Source organism: Leclercia sp. LTM14, from assembly GCF_023736175.1.
In the GTDB taxonomy this organism is placed as follows: Bacteria; Pseudomonadota; Gammaproteobacteria; order Enterobacterales; family Enterobacteriaceae; genus Enterobacter; species Enterobacter barmai.
This window is the reverse complement of sequence record NZ_JAIKTT010000005.1, coordinates 230,517-245,588: the sequence shown is the minus strand read 5'-3', so window position 1 is coordinate 245,588 and position 15,072 is coordinate 230,517. Positions and strand designations below refer to the sequence as shown.

Below are 15,072 nucleotides of genomic sequence, written 5' to 3'. Positions count from 1 at the left end.
TTTGGTTGAATATTCGAAGTGTTGATAGTTAGTAGAATGCTTGATTTTTTGGGGCTTTGGCGGCGATGGTTGCAGAGTCTGTTTCTTAAGTAGTCATGACGAGGAGCATTAAGCGAAGAGCGGAATTCGCTTTTGCTCCCGTAGTTAACCCTGGACATTAGCTAGTCGCGCCTGGAACCCTGGAGCAATTAAATCTTTCCCTTCACGCACACCAACGATCATTCCATGTGTCACGGTAGATAATATTTCCATCCGTGTATTTCCAGGTGATTGCCTCATAACGTAGCTCCAGTGTTTCAAGATGAGTGCTACTCATTCCATTTGGAGCCAGATAGGGTGCAACCGTTGTAAATTTAACATTCTCCAGAATGATATTAAAATATTCAGCCTCTATGCCTGAATCGAGGATTCGGTACATCTTAATTGTGGCTTTCTTCATCGTTCTTCCTTCACATACTGCACGATAAAGAAGAGGTGTGGTGTTGTCGAACTCTTTCACAACAGAGATAGGGCGATGGATACGTGTACCAGTAAGCTTTCCCCAGTTCGGATCTACCGGAATAGTGACACCGTGTGAGAACGACTTAAGCTCAATTGAGCCTAACCGTAGCGGCATAATACAACCACCTACAATTGGCGAACCATTTTCATCTTCAAGCCATAAGTACGCGGGTGTAGACATATAATTTCCTTATTATTTAAAAACCAAAGTGAGCTTTACCACTTTATGAAAATCAGAACCAACAAAAAAAACACAGGTATAGGCCATAAAGGACCGTTTGGGAAAAAATGTAACAGCACGAATGCAAATAATATTGTTAATATGCCCGGACCATAGTCGGAGAGCAAAGACTTAAATATTCGCCTGAATATTCTGTATATAATATTATTCATAATTATCTAATCATCTTAGTGATGATATCGGCTATATCGCTATCCGATGTGATATAAGAGAAAGCTCCGGCTCGTTCAAATAATGGCTCTATCAGAAAATACATCATTTCAAGCTCCCGTGAGTACAACGCTGAGTAATAGGCTGGATAGAGATATTTCAGACGCTGCGCACTGTCAGCCGCTTTCTGAACGACGCCATACATATTCGCAACGGCAACAACCCCTCTGGTCTTACGGCCGACCAACGCACTCATTTCGAGACTTAAGTTCATACCGATAGCGACATAGTAAGCGACCGCTAATGCGAATCCGGCGTTGGTGAGAGAACTTGCGGCAATATGAACGTGACCGCCATTAACTTACGCTTGATGTTCTCTAACTGTTCTGATGTTTTGTACTGAAATATACCATCGAAATAAATACGAAGCATTTCATAAGCAATATCTTTGTTCTGAAAGACGTGAACAACGCCATTTGCAAAACGAATATCTTCATTCTTTTGGTTTCTACATACATCCTGATAATCGTCAGTAAAGCAGGACGTGTAATATAGGGCTCGTTTAGCACCTGCGCCTATGGTTTCTATCTGCGTGGAAACCACTTCTCTAACGCCTGTTAGTGCACGATCTAATTTTAAAGCGAGGATATTGTTTGATTGTAAATAGCTAATAACTTCATTGTTATAGTACATAGCCGCCCCTGGCAATTTAACTTAAGTAGCAAAAGCGATTATAAGAGGTGACAGTTGATGAGTAAATAAGCAAGTTAGATTTGACAAGTAATATACTTATAAGAGAACGTCTAAATACCCTGCATATTAGTCATAGTATTTATAGGTGCAATCATCGACATAACTAAAGATAATAGTTTTATATTTCCGCTGTGGCCGTTGAAAAGGCGGAATATCATTTTTATGACAAACTGTAGTATTAGCATCGTAGGCCGGGCAAGCGAAGCGCCCCCGGCATGGCCTTTCTGGAAGGCGCTTCACTCGTCCCCCTTCACAATCAATAAGATGATTTAAATTACAACATTAATGCAACATTTCCTCAATATACTCCGCGCCTTGTTAACATTTAATTGCAAGGAGTATTGCTTTGAAATCGTCCGCACGTCCTCTGGCTGTCCTGATTTGCCTGCTCTGCACTACCGCTCAGGCTGAAACTGTCCTCAACACGCCCCGTCTCGCCGGGATCGATAATTTCCGTGATGTCGCCGGAATCGATACGGCCTACACCACCACCTATAACGGTGAGATGCGCTCTGGCGTGTTCTATCGCTCCAATGCTCTGACGCCGCAGGGCGACGATCTTGCCACGCTCAACAGCCTGGCGATTTCCACGGTGATTGATGTGCGATCCCCGTCGGAAGTGGCCGCGCAGGCCGATACGCTGCCTGATGGCAGTCGATATGTGAACATCGATCTCATCGGGAATAACGGCACGTTCGTGATTGATCTCAGTAAGATGACCGTCGGCGATGTGGACGCGATGATGGAAGAGGGAGAGCGTAACTTTGTCACCAGCGATTATGCCCGTCAGGGACTCGGCGAAGTCTTTCGGGAGCTGGCTAACGCGGATGAGGCTGCGCTCTATCATTGCACGGCTGGCAAGGATCGCACGGGGTGGATTAGTGCGGTGTTGCAATCAATAGCGGGCGTTAGTCAGGACGATATTATGGCGAACTATCTCGCCACCAACGATTACACAGCGGCACGCCTTAATGCCACCGTCGCCATGCTCCCGGCCTCGATGAAAGAGACGTACGCCGCACTGATGGGTGTACGGGCAAACTGGTTACAGGCAGGCCTGGATCAGGTCGTCGCCAGCTATGGTTCAATGGACAGTTATCTCAAAGACGGGCTGGGCCTCGACCAGGCCACAATTTATGTGCTCAGAGGCAAGATGGTGCGCTATTTGACGCTGCCCGGTCAGGAAAATCTGTCTGGCAATGCGGGGGCGGGGGCCAGCGTGCTAAATGCTCTGCAGGATTCGGCACTCTCCGGACACTACACCGCGTACAACTATTATCTCCAGAATGCCATCGATCAGAGATCCTTAGGCGGCGTGGAAAAACAAATTGGCGGCCAGGTTCATGCTGATGCCGAAAGCTATCTGCTGCGTCAGCCATCGCGACAGTACGACGCCATTGCGCCACAGATTACGGGCCGTAACCTTCAAACGGAGCAGTCTCAGGTCTGGCTGCAAGGGCTGACAAGTTACCTTGGAACAGACAGCCAAGACGGCGCAAGTTCCAGTAATGAGCATACCAACGGAGCGCTTGTTGGCGTCACGCACCGCTTTAATGACTCCGCAACCGCTAACGGCGCCATCGGTTACAGCCAGGGTTCTGTTTCTGCGGCAGGGGGAGAGGTGAAAACGCATACCACCTCGGCAACGCTTGGTGCTCGCTATGGTTTCCGTTCACTCAATAGCGGTCCGTGGGCGGGTATACAAGGGAGTGCGGGATACATCGATTATGAGAGCGAGCGACATCTGGGGGGTGGCTTAGGGACGGCTCAGGGGGACAGCAGTGGTCAGTACTACAGCGGCCGGGCCTCAGTGGGTTGGCTCACAATGGCATCCTCACTGACGCTCGATCCCGCGCTGGGAGTGCAGGTCACTCACCTCTCGATTGATGGATTTCAGGAGAAAGGCAGTGAACTGGCGCTGGATATGGCAGGCGTTAATGAAACACAAACCAGCGCAACCGCCGATCTGGGCATAGCCCTGTTATCGCAACAGGTGGGAAGCTGGGCGCTAACGCCGGGCATCAATGTGGGCTATGAACGCTTGCTGAATGACGATAACGCGAGCAGTCACGGGACGCTTTATGGAATTGGTGTTGATCAAACCTCTTCGTTCGGCAGCAAAAATCTGTACAAAGCGGGTCTGCGTCTGAACGGGGAATACCGTAACATCACGGTCGCGACGCGCGTGGATTATCTCTCAGCAGATACTCACAGCGACGGTGTGACAGGTCAATTAGACGTCGCGATAGCATTTTAACCATTCACGTATTCTGCTTTCCGGTTGCGAAGATGAAAACGCAGCCGGAAGACTTTAAAGCGGCTTCTCGCACATTGCCGGTAGCATCCCAGGCCGGGCAAGCGAAGCGCCCCCGGCATGGCCTTTCTGGAAGGCGCCTCGCAAACCTCAAAGTAACCCTATGTAATTCAGGGTTAACGCTTTTATTCCCGTTATCAGGCTCGTAATGTGACTGCGTTGCGGCACATCCGCAACCGGGCGTAGGAACCCGCATTCTACAGAGCGATATTTGTATGTCGCGACAGTGCATATCCCGTAAAATCACGGTGGCACTGGCGGAGCAGTCGCGAGACTGGCCGTTTTCCTCTGTAGGCGGCATTCCTACCTCCGTCAGTGCTACCTCCTTTGAGCGTAGGAACTCTTAGGCTGGTTAATTCATTTAATACAGAGAGGATGCCTAATATGGCGACTACCCAAACTTTTACTTACCGTCACTCTGACGAAAGCGTTATTGATCACCTCATCCCCCTACCCCTTACCGCTGAATCGGATATCTTTGAGGTCGCCGATCACTGCGCTGCGCTAGTGAGCGTGCTGATTGAAACTGACGACAGTTCTTCCCGTACTGCGCTCTGCGAACGTCTGCTGCACGCCCTGCGCCAGTTGCGTGAACTTTGCGATGCGGATCTCCCGCCGCATATTCTCGCGCATTTGATCCAGGGGGAAACGCTTACCTCCTGTATGCCGGACTGCTGGCAGGATACCGCTCCCCAGGTGGATTATGCGCTGGCTTTGGTGCAGGCCATTTTGGGGGGAACGTTGCCTGCAAGTGTTGAGAAAGAACTGGCGGGACTGCTGCACGATCTGGTCTGGTTGTTGAATGAGTTTGTGAAGGAGCCTTATAGCAGCGTGCATTGAGTGCGGGTGAATGTGGTGAAGGCGATCTGATTTAAGGTTGTGAAAAGGGGCTGTGGCTGGCCCCTAAATACTTTTAAGAATAGAGTTAGCGGTAGGGGTTTCGAGTACTTTATTTTTTATACTTTGGAAATAACGGTTGTAATGTATGAGAATGAACCAATGTCTTTTAATAGCAACGAGCACATATGTATGACTCTGTTAAAATAAAAATTTTAGCTGATACTTCCAATGGTTCTCGGTTGACAAGAGATATCAAGAACAAAAAATCATTAACCAAATGAATAATATATATTTTTTAATCACTCAATTTAGATGGCACCCCATAAGTACCCCTTATTGTTTTTCTCAGTCCACACCAGACAAAATCTAACCATTACAAATAATTTTAACTTGACAGTAAAAAAATATTTTTAAGCTCAAGCATACGAGAATTATGCAAAACCCTTAAAGAAAATTAAAAACATTCATAGACTGATAAATTTTTAAATTTATTTTCTTAAAAAAATCGACACCCTATTTGGGTTTACTTTACATAAATAAGAAATATATATCGCCCTTCGATTAAATTTGCCTTCAGTTAACTCGTCAACATTTTTCTTGAATGGGTACTTAACTCGTGCTGCAATGTCAAAGTCACTAACACTTGCATGAGTTTTGATAAGTTTAGCTATCCCATAAGTGCCATAACCAAAGTAGCAACAGGATATATAAGCTTTACAAATATCATCTGCGGTTGAGGCCTGTCTGACAAGAATGGCCAATACTTGCTCTCTTATTTTTCTTCGAACTGTTTTCTCATATCTTTTAGTTATTGTTCTAACAAACTGTTGGTCTATAGTACTTGCGCCTTGACGAATGTTTTTAAATAATCTCAGATATATAGTTCTTAAAATAGCAACTGGATCAACGCCTCTGTGTAATAGTTGTCGATGATCCTCAGCCACTCTTAAAACATCAATTAAAAATAATGATATAGCATTTTCATTTCTTGAACTAAACCTTATGTATTCAATACATTTATAATAATCATCAATAACAGTTTTTACCCTAAATTTGAAAACCACTACTGCCAATAATAAATATGGCGATGACATTAAGAGAATTAAAAAGCGCTTCGCTGCCATTTAACATCTCCTGAAGAATCTGCAGCAGTTGACCAAAACTTACCATACATAATATTCGAATTCACCTTCCGAAAATATAACAGGATAGTATAACTCCTCAATTCACCCCTCATTTTTATATTTAATGAGGCATGATTTTTCCTTAAATAATTCCGCTTGATCACCCCCCGGACTTCGCCAGTGTTTCTATACTTGCCAGTGTATGGCCTTATGTTATTATTATTTTCAATATCTTTTGTTTTCTCAATGTATCCTTCGATACTATTGTTATCACATATTAAAACAAGTGTATAAAATGTTTTTAAATTTAAGTAAGGGTTATATGCGGATTGTAGTGTTTCACATTCAATTTCAAAAACTCCAGAAAAATTAGGTGGCGGTTTAATATATTCCTTGAATATAAAAATCAACACAGCTGCAATGAGAGTAGCAACAGCACCACTTAAGATTTGATTTGTGGACATAAAAGTTAAAAACGACTCAAGCGATTTCAAAAATATGATAAAAAAATCATGAAGTTGATTCATAAATTTCCTTGCTTTTCATTTTTTACATAATGTTACATTCTCAGGCAAAAAGCAACTTCAAATCATATACAAGCTATCTTGTTAAGATTTACGAGTATGTGGCAAGTCTAATATCCGCTCTTGGCACATATCGCACATGCCAAAATACTCCCCCACCTACCCCCGCATATCAAACCCAACCTTCTCAAAATCCCGATACACTTCCGGATTACTAAACCCCGGAAACTTAGCCTTTTGAGCCGCCAATTTCACCGCCTCACAATACCCTTTATCGCCATCGCTGGTAGACACCTTCAACGCCCTACCATCCTGCGCAAATTCCATATGCAACCTGCATTTCTTTCCCTTCCAGCGTCCTGGCTCAGCGATTTTATCCTCTATCGCCGCCTTAATCCCCCGCGCCTGCGCACCCCATTCATCCTGATCGTCCCAGCGGCCAGAACTGCAACTCCCCATCGCGGTGGTTTTATGGCAGCCAGAAGGATGTAACGGCGCACAACCCGCCGCCAGGCTGACCACAACTGCGAGCATAAATATCTTCCCTGCACTTTCACGCAACCTCACGCCTTAACTCCCATTCTCATATACCCGCCAAAATTAATTTCGGTTTACCACTTCACGAAAATCAGAACTGATAAAAACACAGGCACAGGTCCTGTAGAAAGGTACACGCAGTCAGCACCCTGGTTTAAACATTGTGCTCACTTCCGCCGGGCGGCGGCTGACGCCTTGCACGGCCTACAAAACCTGCTCTATCAATAAGTAGGCCCGGTAAGGCGTAAGCCGCCACCGGGCATTTCACAGAGGCACAGGCAGTCAGCTACCTGGTTTAAATATTGTGCTCGCTTCTGCCGGGCGGCGGCTGGCGCCTTGCACGGCCTACAAAACCCGCTCTATCAATAAGTAGGCCCGGTAAGGCGTAAGCCGTCACCGGGCTTTTCAGATAGGTACTCGCAGTCAGCTACCTGGTTTAAACATTGTGCTCGCTTCTGCCGGGCGGCGGCTGACGCCTTGCACGGCCTACAAAACCTGCTCTATCAATAAGTAGGCCCGGTAAGGCGCTAGCCGCCACCGGGTTTTCCAGAGAGGCACATGCAGTCAGCAATCTGATTTAAACATTGTGCTCGCTTCTGCCGGGCGGCGGCTGGCGCCTTGCACGGCCTACAAAACACAGGCACAGGCCCGGTGAGGCGCTAGCCGCCACCGGGTATTTCAGAGAGGTACACGCAGTCAGCAATCTGGTTTAAACATTACGCTCGCTTCTGCCGGGCGGCGGCTGACGCCTTGCACGGCCTACAAAACTACAACTCCTCAAACACCCACACCCCATCCCGGTCTAACAAACTTTCATAAACCCTCTCCACGGCAGCTTTAATCGCCTCCGTCATCGGATAATAAAATCCAACGATATCCGGTTGAATCCCCAAAAATACCACCTCCCCCACATCTTCGCGCAGCTGATGCACCAGGTAGTTCAGCGGCATGTTGTGGGTGGTCATCATAAACATCTCGGCGATGTCGTCCGGGTCGATGCGGCGGATCTCGCCGGGGTTGAGCCCCATGTCGGTGGCATCCACAATCAACAACCGCGCCGGGCGCTGCTCGCGGATCGCCACGATGTCGTTCTCCGGGGCGCTGCCGCCGTCGAACACCACCCAGTCGCCGCGCGGCGCTTCCCGGCACATTTCGGCCAGCAGCGGACCGGCACCGTCGTCGCCCATCATGCTGTTGCCGACGCAGAGTAAAACATCAGTCACGTTGCCTCCTCACCATCAGGTAGATGGCGTTTTCCTGGTGAATGGCGTGGAGCATACCGAGCATCGCCCGGCTCCATTCCTGCTGCTGCGCCGTCTGGCGCGCGATTGCGGCGTCAAAGGCGCTGGCCAGCATCACGATATGGTTCGCGTCGATGACGATCTCCCCGTAGCGCGGCACGCCCTCCATTTTGCGCCGCGCCTCGCTCCCCTCCTCCAGGGTGGCGATCCAGTCCAGATAGGCCTCCCACGGGCAGGTGAGCGCCGCCTCCAGGCAGTCGATCACCCCCAGATGGTGGCCGATGGCCAGCCCGTAGTAGATCACCTGCTGGGCATCGGCGGGGGTGTCGTCATTCTGGTCAATGAACTTGCGGCTGAGCTGGCTGAATACCACCGTCTCACTCATCACACACGCTCCTGCCCGACCACCTCAATGAGGTTGGCGACAATTTCGTTCAGGCGCGGATCGTTCTCGTTCGCCAGCCAGCGGGCCACGCTCGCGTCGCCCTCGATCAGATGACGCATAAAGTCGTCGGCGATCTGGCGGCCATAGCGGTAGCCCGCCAGACGACGCGCGGCGCGGTCGATGCGAACCCGCAGGGGCTGCACCATCTCAGGATGCAGGATCTCGGCGGGCTGGTTGTCCAGCGCTCCCGGTTCGCGGGCGTGGATTTTTTGCTCCAGCAGCCCCAGCGCCATGGCAAAGCCGTACAGCGTCGCGGCTGGCGACGGCGGGCAGCCGGGGATGTACACATCAACCGGGACGATTTTGTCGGTACCGCCCCAGACGCAGTACAGGTCGTGGAAGATGCCGCCGGAGTTGCCACAGGCCCCGTAGGAGATGCAGATCTTCGGATCGGGCGCGGACTCCCACGCGCGCAGCGCCGGAGAGCGCATCGCGCGGGTCACCGCCCCGGTGAACAGCAGAATGTCGGCGTGGCGCGGGGATGGCACCACCTTGATGCCGAAGCGTTCGGTGTCGAAAATCGGCGACAGGGTGGCGAAGATCTCAATCTCGCAGCCGTTGCAGCCGCCGCAGTCCACGCGGTAGACGTAGGCGGAGCGTTTGATTTTTTTCAGCAGCGAGGCCTTCATGCTGGCGATGGACTCGTCCACCGTCACCGGGACCGGCATCCCCTGTTCGTTACGTGGCCCTAACAGTTCGCTCATCGTGTCGCTTCCTCCATTTCCCGGGTCAGCTGGATCTTGTCCGCCGGGGTCAGCCCCTGCAGGCGCTTGCAGTCCGGGCAGGTTTCAAAACTCTCGCGATGCGATTCGGCGCGCTTATCGCCGTTGTGGCGCAGCAGGGCAATCGCGTAATCAATCTCTTTCTGTACCGCATAGGGGCGTTTGCAGACCCGGCAATTGCAGATGTCAAAGCGTGACTGCTGCAGGAAATCCGCTTTGCTCCACACCGCCAGCTCGTACTCCTGAGAGAGCTTGATGGCGGTGGTCGGGCAGACCTCTTCGCAGCGTCCGCAGAAGATGCAGCGCCCGAGGTTGAACTGCCAGGTCAACTGGCCGAACTGCAGGTCCGTCTCCACCGTCAGGGCGTTGGACGGGCAGGCGTTTACGCAGGCTGCGCAGCCGATACACTGCTTAGGGTCGTGCTCCGGCTTGCCGCGCAGATTTTTATCTACCGCAATCGGCTGGAGGGGGTACGACTCCGTGACCGTGCCGGTTTTGATCACTTTTTTGATAAAGGTAAACATGGCAAGTCCTTATTTCAGCGGCGAGTTCTTGCGTTCAATGCTGTAGCGTTCCAGTTCCTTGTACGGAACCACTTTGCTTTTCTTCTTGCGCACGTCGACCACCGTCATGCGATCGGTGCAGGAGTAGCACGGGTCGAGGCTGCCGATGATCAGCGGCGCGTCGGAGACGGTGTTGCCGCGCAGCATGTAGCGCAGGGTCGGCCAGTTAGCGTAGGTGGCCGCCCGGCAGCGCCAGCGCCAGAGCTTCTGGTTGTCGCCGGTCATGCTCCAGTGGATATCATCCCCGCGCGGCGCTTCGCTAAAGCCCAGCGCAAAGCGGTTCGGGATGTAGGTGAAGCCCTCCACCATCAGCGCGCCGCCCGGCAGGTTGTCGAGGCCGAAGTCGATCATGTTCAGGGCAGTAAAGACCTCGTTGATGCGCACCTTCAGGCGGGAGATGACGTCGCAGCCCTGCTCGCTGTGAACTTCCATTGGCAGCAGGCCGTAACCGACAAACGGGTGATCGGCGCGGGTGTCGCGGGCGTGGCCGCTGGCGCGCACCATCGGGCCGACGTTACTGAAGTCGCGGGCGATCTGCGGGTCGAGGCGGCCAATGCCCACAGTGCGCTGTTCGATGTTCGGCGTGCTCATCAGGATATCCACCAGATCCTGCACCTCGCGGCGCATCTGCTGGGCCAGCAGTCGGGTGGCGATCATGTCCTCTTTCAGCAGGTCGCGACGGATACCGCCGATCAGGTTCAGGCCATAGGTTTTACGCGCCCCGGTGAGGATCTCCGCCATCTTCATGGAGGTTTCACGCACGCGGAAGAACTGCATAAAGCCGGAGTCGAAGCCGACAAAGTGGCAGGCCAGGCCGAGGTTGAGCAGGTGCGAGTGCAGACGCTCCACCTCCAGCAGGATGGCGCGGATCATCTGGGCGCGCTCCGGCACCACGATCCCCATCGCGTTCTCGACCGAGGTGGTGTACGCCGTGCTGTGGGCGAAACCGCAGATGCCGCAGACGCGGTCGGAGAGGAAGGTCACTTCGTTGTAGCCCATCCGCGTTTCGGCGAGCTTCTCCATGCCGCGATGGACGTAGAACAGGCGGTAGTCGGCGTCGATGATGTTCTCGCCGTCGACGAACAGGCGGAAGTGGCCCGGCTCATCGGAAGTAACGTGCAGCGGGCCAATCGGCACCACGTTATTTTTCTTATCCCCGAGTTCGTTGATGAACTCGTAGGTCTCTTTGTCGGTGGTCGGCGCCGGGCGCTGACGGTAATCCATGCTGTCTTTACGCAGCGGATAGAGTTCGTCCGGCCAGTCGTCCGGCAGCACCAGGCGGCGCTCGTCCGGCAGCCCGACCGGGATCAGGCCGTACATGTCGCGCACTTCGCGCTCGCCCCAGACGGCGGCAGGCACGCGCGGGGTGACGGACGGGAACTCCGGCTTATCGGCGTCCACTTCCACGCGCACGGTGAGCCAGCAGCGGGTGCCCTGCTCCATCGACAGCACGTAGTAGACGGCGTAGCTGCCACAGAGCTGGCGTTCGTCGTTACCAAACAGCACCGACAGCCAGCCGCCCTGCTTGTAATACAGGAACTCGACCACTTCCGGCAGGTAGTTAATTTTCACCGTGACGGTGATCTGGTCTTTGGTCTGCCAGGCTTCATCCAGCACCACGCCAGGGAAGGCCTGATGCAGTGCGGCGAGATAGTGTTGACCAACTTTTTCTTCAGACATGGTTATTCTCTAAAATCACGCCGCCAGCAAGGAGACGAAAGCTAAAAATGCCAGACCGAAACCGGTCCAGGTAATCCGTGAGGTGGCGTTAAAGCGCAGGCGCGCCATGCTGTTTTCAAACAGGGCGATCGCCAGCACGCCCGCCACCAGCTTGACCACGGCGATAATCACCGCCAGCACCAGGCTGCCGATGGAGAACTGCGTCATCTGTCCCCAGGGGATAAACACCCCGACGAACATCTGCAGCACCACCAGCTGTTTCAGGCTGATGCCCCACTTGAGCAGGGCAAAGCCCGCGCCGCTGTACTCCGACAGCGGCCCTTCCTGCAACTCCTGCTCCGCTTCGGCCAGGTCAAACGGCAGCTTGCCCATCTCGATAAAGGTGGCGAACGCGCAGGCACACATCGCCAGTAAAAGAGTTAGGGTGTGCGCCGCGGGCCAGTGGTAGATGGTCTGCGTTACCGCGCTGATGTGGGTGGTGCCCGCCACCTGAGCGGCGACCCACAGGCCGAGCAGCAGGATCGGCTCCACCAGCACCCCGAGCATCGCTTCACGGCTGGCGCCGATCCCGGTGAACGGGCTGCCGGTATCCAGCCCGGCGATGGCAAAGAAGAAGCGCGCGATGGCGAAGAGGTAGATCAGGGTGATGAGATCGCCGAGCGCAGGCAGCGGCGAGGCCAGGGTGATCACCGGCAGCGCCGAGGCGATGGCAAACATCACCCCCACCATCACAAACGGCATCAGGCGGAACACCCAGCCCGCGGCGGCAGGCGCCACGCTCTGGCGGCCCAGCAGCTTGATCAGATCCCGGTACTCCTGGAAGACGTCCGGCCCGCGGCGGGTATGCATCCGGGCACGCGCCACGCGAGTGATGCCAGCCAGCAGCGGCGCGAGGGCAAACAGCACCAGCGCCTGAATCAGTGCGTATATCAAAGTCATGTTCAGGCTCCTCGGGAGATGACAACCACCACCAGCACCGCCAGCTCAATCAGGGCGATACGGTGGAACAGCACGGCGGTGCAGTCGCACTGCCAGCCGGGGATAAAGCGAACCGGGTTGAGCCATTTGCGCAGCTTCAGTACCGGCGCGAAGGACTCTTTAACCGGCATGGCAAAGCCGTGGGCAGTGATCACCATCGACTGCTCGTGATCGTACCCACACACCCAGGCGAAGCCGCGGGAGCGGTTCGGCAGGCGATTGCCTTTGAAGACCACCAGCACGATAAACGGCAGCAGCAGCCCCGCCAGCAGCAGGAGGGTGATCATCGGCTGGGAGACGGTGTTCACCGCCCCGCCGTTCACCGGGAACAGGCGGCTAATCACCGGCAGCAACCAGGGGGCAGCCACGCCGCCCGCCACGCAGCAGAGCGCCGCCAGCAGGGTGCTGAAGGTCATCATCCCCGGTGCGCAGGAGGCGTTTTCCGCCTCCGGAGTGCGCGGTGCGCCGAGGAAGGTGACGCCGTAGACTTTCGCCATACACATCACCGCCAGCGCGCCGGTGATTGCCAGGCCCGTTGCCAGCAACGGCCCCAGCAGGCGGGCAACAAAGGCCTCATGGCCGCCGAGGTTGAAGAAGGACTGGTAGATCACCCACTCCCCGGCAAAGCCGTTCAGCGGCGGCAGCGCTGCCATCGCCATCAGCCCCACCAGCATTGAGAGCGAGATCAGCGGCATTTTTTTGCCGATGCCGCCCAGCTTCTCGATATCGCGATGGCCGGTGCGATACCACACCGCGCCCGCGCCGAGGAACAGCGTGGTTTTAAACAGGCCGTGGTTCACCAGGTGGTAGAGCCCGCCGGTAAAGCCCAGCGCCACCAGCAGCGGGCTGCGCAGCGCAATGCCGGTGACGCCCGCGCCCAGGCCGAGCAGGATAATGCCGATGTTCTCCAGGGTGTGGTATGCCAGCAGGCGCTGGATGTTGTGCTCCATCAGGGCGTACAGGCCGCCGACAAAAGCGGTGATCATGCCCATCACCAGCAGCAGCACGCCGAGCCACAGCGGCGGCAGGGCCCCACTCAGGGCGACGGTCAGCATGCCGTAGAGGCCCACCTTCATTACCACCGTGGAGAAGAGCGCGGCAGCCGGGGCGCTGGCGTTAGCATGGGCCTGAGGTACCCAGCCGTGCAGCGGAATGACGCCCGCCAGCAGGCCAAAGCCCGCCAGTCCCGGCAGCCAGATGCTGGCCCCCGGTGCCTGTCCGGAGGCCATTGCCCCCATCGCCGCAAAATCCAGGGTGCCGTAGTAGCGCCACGCCTGCCAGCAGGCGAAGGCCAGCAGCAGCGTGCCCAGACGCCCCAGCACAAACCACAGTTTGCCGGACTGAGCGCAGCCGGTAAGAAACGCGCCGCACAGGGCCATGATTTCCGCCATCACCACCAGCCAGCCGAGGTTATCGACCATGATCGCGGCCACGGCGGTAGCCATCAGCAGGTTGGTCAGCAGGCCGGTGCTTCTGGACTGCGCAGGACGGTGCCAGGCGACGGTATAGAGGCTGATGAGAAACGCCGGCAGGCCGATGGCGATAAGCCAGACCGCGCGGATGCCGCTCATCTGCATGCCGATATGCAGCCAGGGGATCTGCCCCTGCTGCACCGCAAGCTGCGGCGCGGCGAGCAGCGAAACCGCTCCCGCCATCACCGCCATGGCGCTACCGATCGCCCCGCCAAAGCCAGTAACGGCGTTGCTGAGGGTGCGGTTGGCGCTGAAGACCAGCGCCAGCACGGCGCTGGTCAGATACCACACCAGCGACAGGTCAATTAACGAAAAGGCATTCATCAGCGCTCTCCTTGTTGCGACTGGAACAACGACAGATCGCCCAGATCCGTATTCATCGTCAGCTCGCGTTTGCGCTTGCTGGCGCGGGCGATGTCCTGGTTATTCACCAGACGCAGGGATTTGGTCGGACAGGTGCGCACGCACGCCGGGCCTTCCGGGTCGAAGCTGCACAGGTCGCACTTCACCGCGATGGCGCGCACGCCCGGCACCCAGTCGAGGAACGGGCTGACGCGGGCCGGGGCCGGTGGGGCCATCGGCGCTTTCGAGGTGTTGCTGTTGGCGGGGATCGCCAGCGGGCGGCTGCCGGCAAACTCAATGGCGCCAAACGGACAGGCGATGCCGCACAGCTTGCAGCTGACGCACAGGCTTTCATTCAGCTGGATAGCGCCGTCAGCGCGGGTAATGGCGTTGACCGGGCAGACCTGGGCGCAGGGGGCGTCTTCGCAGTGATGACACAGCTGCGGCGCGGAGTCTTTACTGTTACGCATCACTTTCAGCCGCGGCTGGCTTTGCAGGCCATGCAGGCGATGGTTTTCTGAACAGGCGGCCTCACAGGTGTGGCAGCCGATACAGAGCGAGGGATCAGCAATTACAAAACGATTCACCTGGTTTCCTCTGGTGATAGTCATTTTTGACGAAAAACGGGCGGAAGTGTCATTTTCG

General features: G+C 54.6%; 14 protein-coding genes and 1 pseudogene. 2 read left to right on the top strand and 13 right to left on the bottom strand.

Going from position 1 to position 15,072, the window contains the following annotated elements; translation table 11 throughout:
• Positions 1-202: 202 nt before the first annotated feature.
• Positions 203-682 (bottom strand): type VI secretion system tube protein TssD, encoded by a 480-nt coding sequence (locus K5I40_RS13490; protein WP_223074738.1) that lies wholly within the window; start codon positions 680-682, stop codon positions 203-205.
• A 214-nt stretch (positions 683-896) separates the two neighbouring features.
• Positions 897-1,585 (bottom strand): annotated as a pseudogene (locus K5I40_RS13485) (hypothetical protein).
• Between the two features lie 406 nt (positions 1,586-1,991).
• Here K5I40_RS13485 and K5I40_RS13480 point away from each other — a divergent pair.
• Both K5I40_RS13480 and K5I40_RS13475 read left to right on the top strand, forming a co-directional pair.
• Complete coding sequence (locus K5I40_RS13480; RefSeq protein ID WP_223074737.1) at positions 1,992-3,902, top strand: tyrosine-protein phosphatase; 1,911 nt, start codon at positions 1,992-1,994, stop codon at positions 3,900-3,902.
• Between the two features lie 441 nt (positions 3,903-4,343).
• Complete coding sequence (locus K5I40_RS13475) at positions 4,344-4,799, top strand: hypothetical protein (RefSeq protein WP_223074736.1); 456 nt, start codon at positions 4,344-4,346, stop codon at positions 4,797-4,799.
• Between the two features lie 488 nt (positions 4,800-5,287).
• Here the strand turns inward: K5I40_RS13475 and K5I40_RS13470 are convergent, their stop codons facing one another.
• The 11 genes from K5I40_RS13470 to K5I40_RS13420 all read right to left on the bottom strand — a co-directional run bounded on the left by K5I40_RS13470 (position 5,288) and on the right by K5I40_RS13420 (position 15,014).
• Positions 5,288-5,923: a transglycosylase domain-containing protein gene (locus K5I40_RS13470; protein ID WP_223074735.1), complete on the bottom strand. Its 636-nt coding sequence runs from the start codon at positions 5,921-5,923 to the stop codon at positions 5,288-5,290.
• On the bottom strand, positions 5,902-6,450 hold the full coding sequence (locus K5I40_RS13465; RefSeq protein ID WP_223074734.1) for a hypothetical protein: 549 nt from the start codon (positions 6,448-6,450) through the stop codon (positions 5,902-5,904). The genes K5I40_RS13470 and K5I40_RS13465 overlap by 22 nt, the downstream gene beginning before the upstream one ends.
• Before the next feature lie 156 nt (positions 6,451-6,606).
• Positions 6,607-6,981 carry a cell envelope integrity TolA C-terminal domain-containing protein gene (locus K5I40_RS13460; protein ID WP_223074733.1) on the bottom strand — a complete coding sequence of 125 codons (375 nt, stop codon included), beginning with the start codon at positions 6,979-6,981 and terminating at the stop codon, positions 6,607-6,609.
• 770 nt (positions 6,982-7,751) lie between these two features.
• The gene (gene hycI / locus K5I40_RS13455; protein ID WP_223074732.1) at positions 7,752-8,207 is read right to left on the bottom strand and encodes a hydrogenase maturation peptidase HycI; all 456 of its coding nucleotides are present in this window, start codon (positions 8,205-8,207) and stop codon (positions 7,752-7,754) included.
• Positions 8,200-8,610, bottom strand: a complete 411-nt coding sequence (locus K5I40_RS13450) for a formate hydrogenlyase maturation HycH family protein (RefSeq protein ID WP_139564507.1) — start codon at positions 8,608-8,610, stop codon at positions 8,200-8,202. Before K5I40_RS13450 ends, hycI begins: the two co-directional genes overlap by 8 nt.
• A complete protein-coding gene (locus tag K5I40_RS13445) occupies positions 8,610-9,374 on the bottom strand; it encodes an NADH-quinone oxidoreductase subunit B family protein (RefSeq protein ID WP_039031430.1) in 765 nt (254 codons plus the stop codon). The genes K5I40_RS13450 and K5I40_RS13445 overlap by 1 nt, the downstream gene beginning before the upstream one ends.
• The gene (locus K5I40_RS13440) at positions 9,371-9,916 is read right to left on the bottom strand and encodes a formate hydrogenlyase complex iron-sulfur subunit (RefSeq protein WP_223074731.1); all 546 of its coding nucleotides are present in this window, start codon (positions 9,914-9,916) and stop codon (positions 9,371-9,373) included. The genes K5I40_RS13445 and K5I40_RS13440 overlap by 4 nt, the downstream gene beginning before the upstream one ends.
• A 9-nt stretch (positions 9,917-9,925) precedes the next feature.
• Complete coding sequence (gene hycE, locus K5I40_RS13435) at positions 9,926-11,635, bottom strand: formate hydrogenlyase subunit HycE (protein WP_039031432.1); 1,710 nt, start codon at positions 11,633-11,635, stop codon at positions 9,926-9,928.
• Positions 11,636-11,650: 15 nt separating this feature from the next.
• Positions 11,651-12,574 carry a respiratory chain complex I subunit 1 family protein gene (locus tag K5I40_RS13430; RefSeq protein ID WP_223074730.1) on the bottom strand — a complete coding sequence of 308 codons (924 nt, stop codon included), beginning with the start codon at positions 12,572-12,574 and terminating at the stop codon, positions 11,651-11,653.
• A gap of 2 nt (positions 12,575-12,576) precedes the next feature.
• Positions 12,577-14,409, bottom strand: coding sequence for a formate hydrogenlyase subunit 3 (gene hycC, locus K5I40_RS13425; protein ID WP_223074729.1), 1,833 nt, complete (start codon positions 14,407-14,409; stop codon positions 12,577-12,579).
• Positions 14,409-15,014: a 4Fe-4S dicluster domain-containing protein gene (locus K5I40_RS13420; protein ID WP_039031435.1), complete on the bottom strand. Its 606-nt coding sequence runs from the start codon at positions 15,012-15,014 to the stop codon at positions 14,409-14,411. The genes hycC and K5I40_RS13420 overlap by 1 nt, the downstream gene beginning before the upstream one ends.
• Positions 15,015-15,072: the final 58 nt, after the last annotated feature.

Coding starts and splice junctions, on each gene's coding strand:
- K5I40_RS13490 (WP_223074738.1), bottom strand. CDS start 682: ATGTCTACACCCGCGTACTTATGGCTTGAAGATGAAAATGGTTCGCCA.
- K5I40_RS13475 (WP_223074736.1), top strand. CDS start 4,344: ATGGCGACTACCCAAACTTTTACTTACCGTCACTCTGACGAAAGCGTT.
- K5I40_RS13470 (WP_223074735.1), bottom strand. CDS start 5,923: ATGGCAGCGAAGCGCTTTTTAATTCTCTTAATGTCATCGCCATATTTA.
- K5I40_RS13465 (WP_223074734.1), bottom strand. CDS start 6,450: ATGAATCAACTTCATGATTTTTTTATCATATTTTTGAAATCGCTTGAG.
- K5I40_RS13460 (WP_223074733.1), bottom strand. CDS start 6,981: ATGCTCGCAGTTGTGGTCAGCCTGGCGGCGGGTTGTGCGCCGTTACAT.
- K5I40_RS13450 (WP_139564507.1), bottom strand. CDS start 8,610: ATGAGTGAGACGGTGGTATTCAGCCAGCTCAGCCGCAAGTTCATTGAC.
- K5I40_RS13445 (WP_039031430.1), bottom strand. CDS start 9,374: ATGAGCGAACTGTTAGGGCCACGTAACGAACAGGGGATGCCGGTCCCG.
- K5I40_RS13440 (WP_223074731.1), bottom strand. CDS start 9,916: ATGTTTACCTTTATCAAAAAAGTGATCAAAACCGGCACGGTCACGGAG.
- hycE (WP_039031432.1), bottom strand. CDS start 11,635: ATGTCTGAAGAAAAAGTTGGTCAACACTATCTCGCCGCACTGCATCAG.
- K5I40_RS13430 (WP_223074730.1), bottom strand. CDS start 12,574: ATGACTTTGATATACGCACTGATTCAGGCGCTGGTGCTGTTTGCCCTC.
- hycC (WP_223074729.1), bottom strand. CDS start 14,409: ATGAATGCCTTTTCGTTAATTGACCTGTCGCTGGTGTGGTATCTGACC.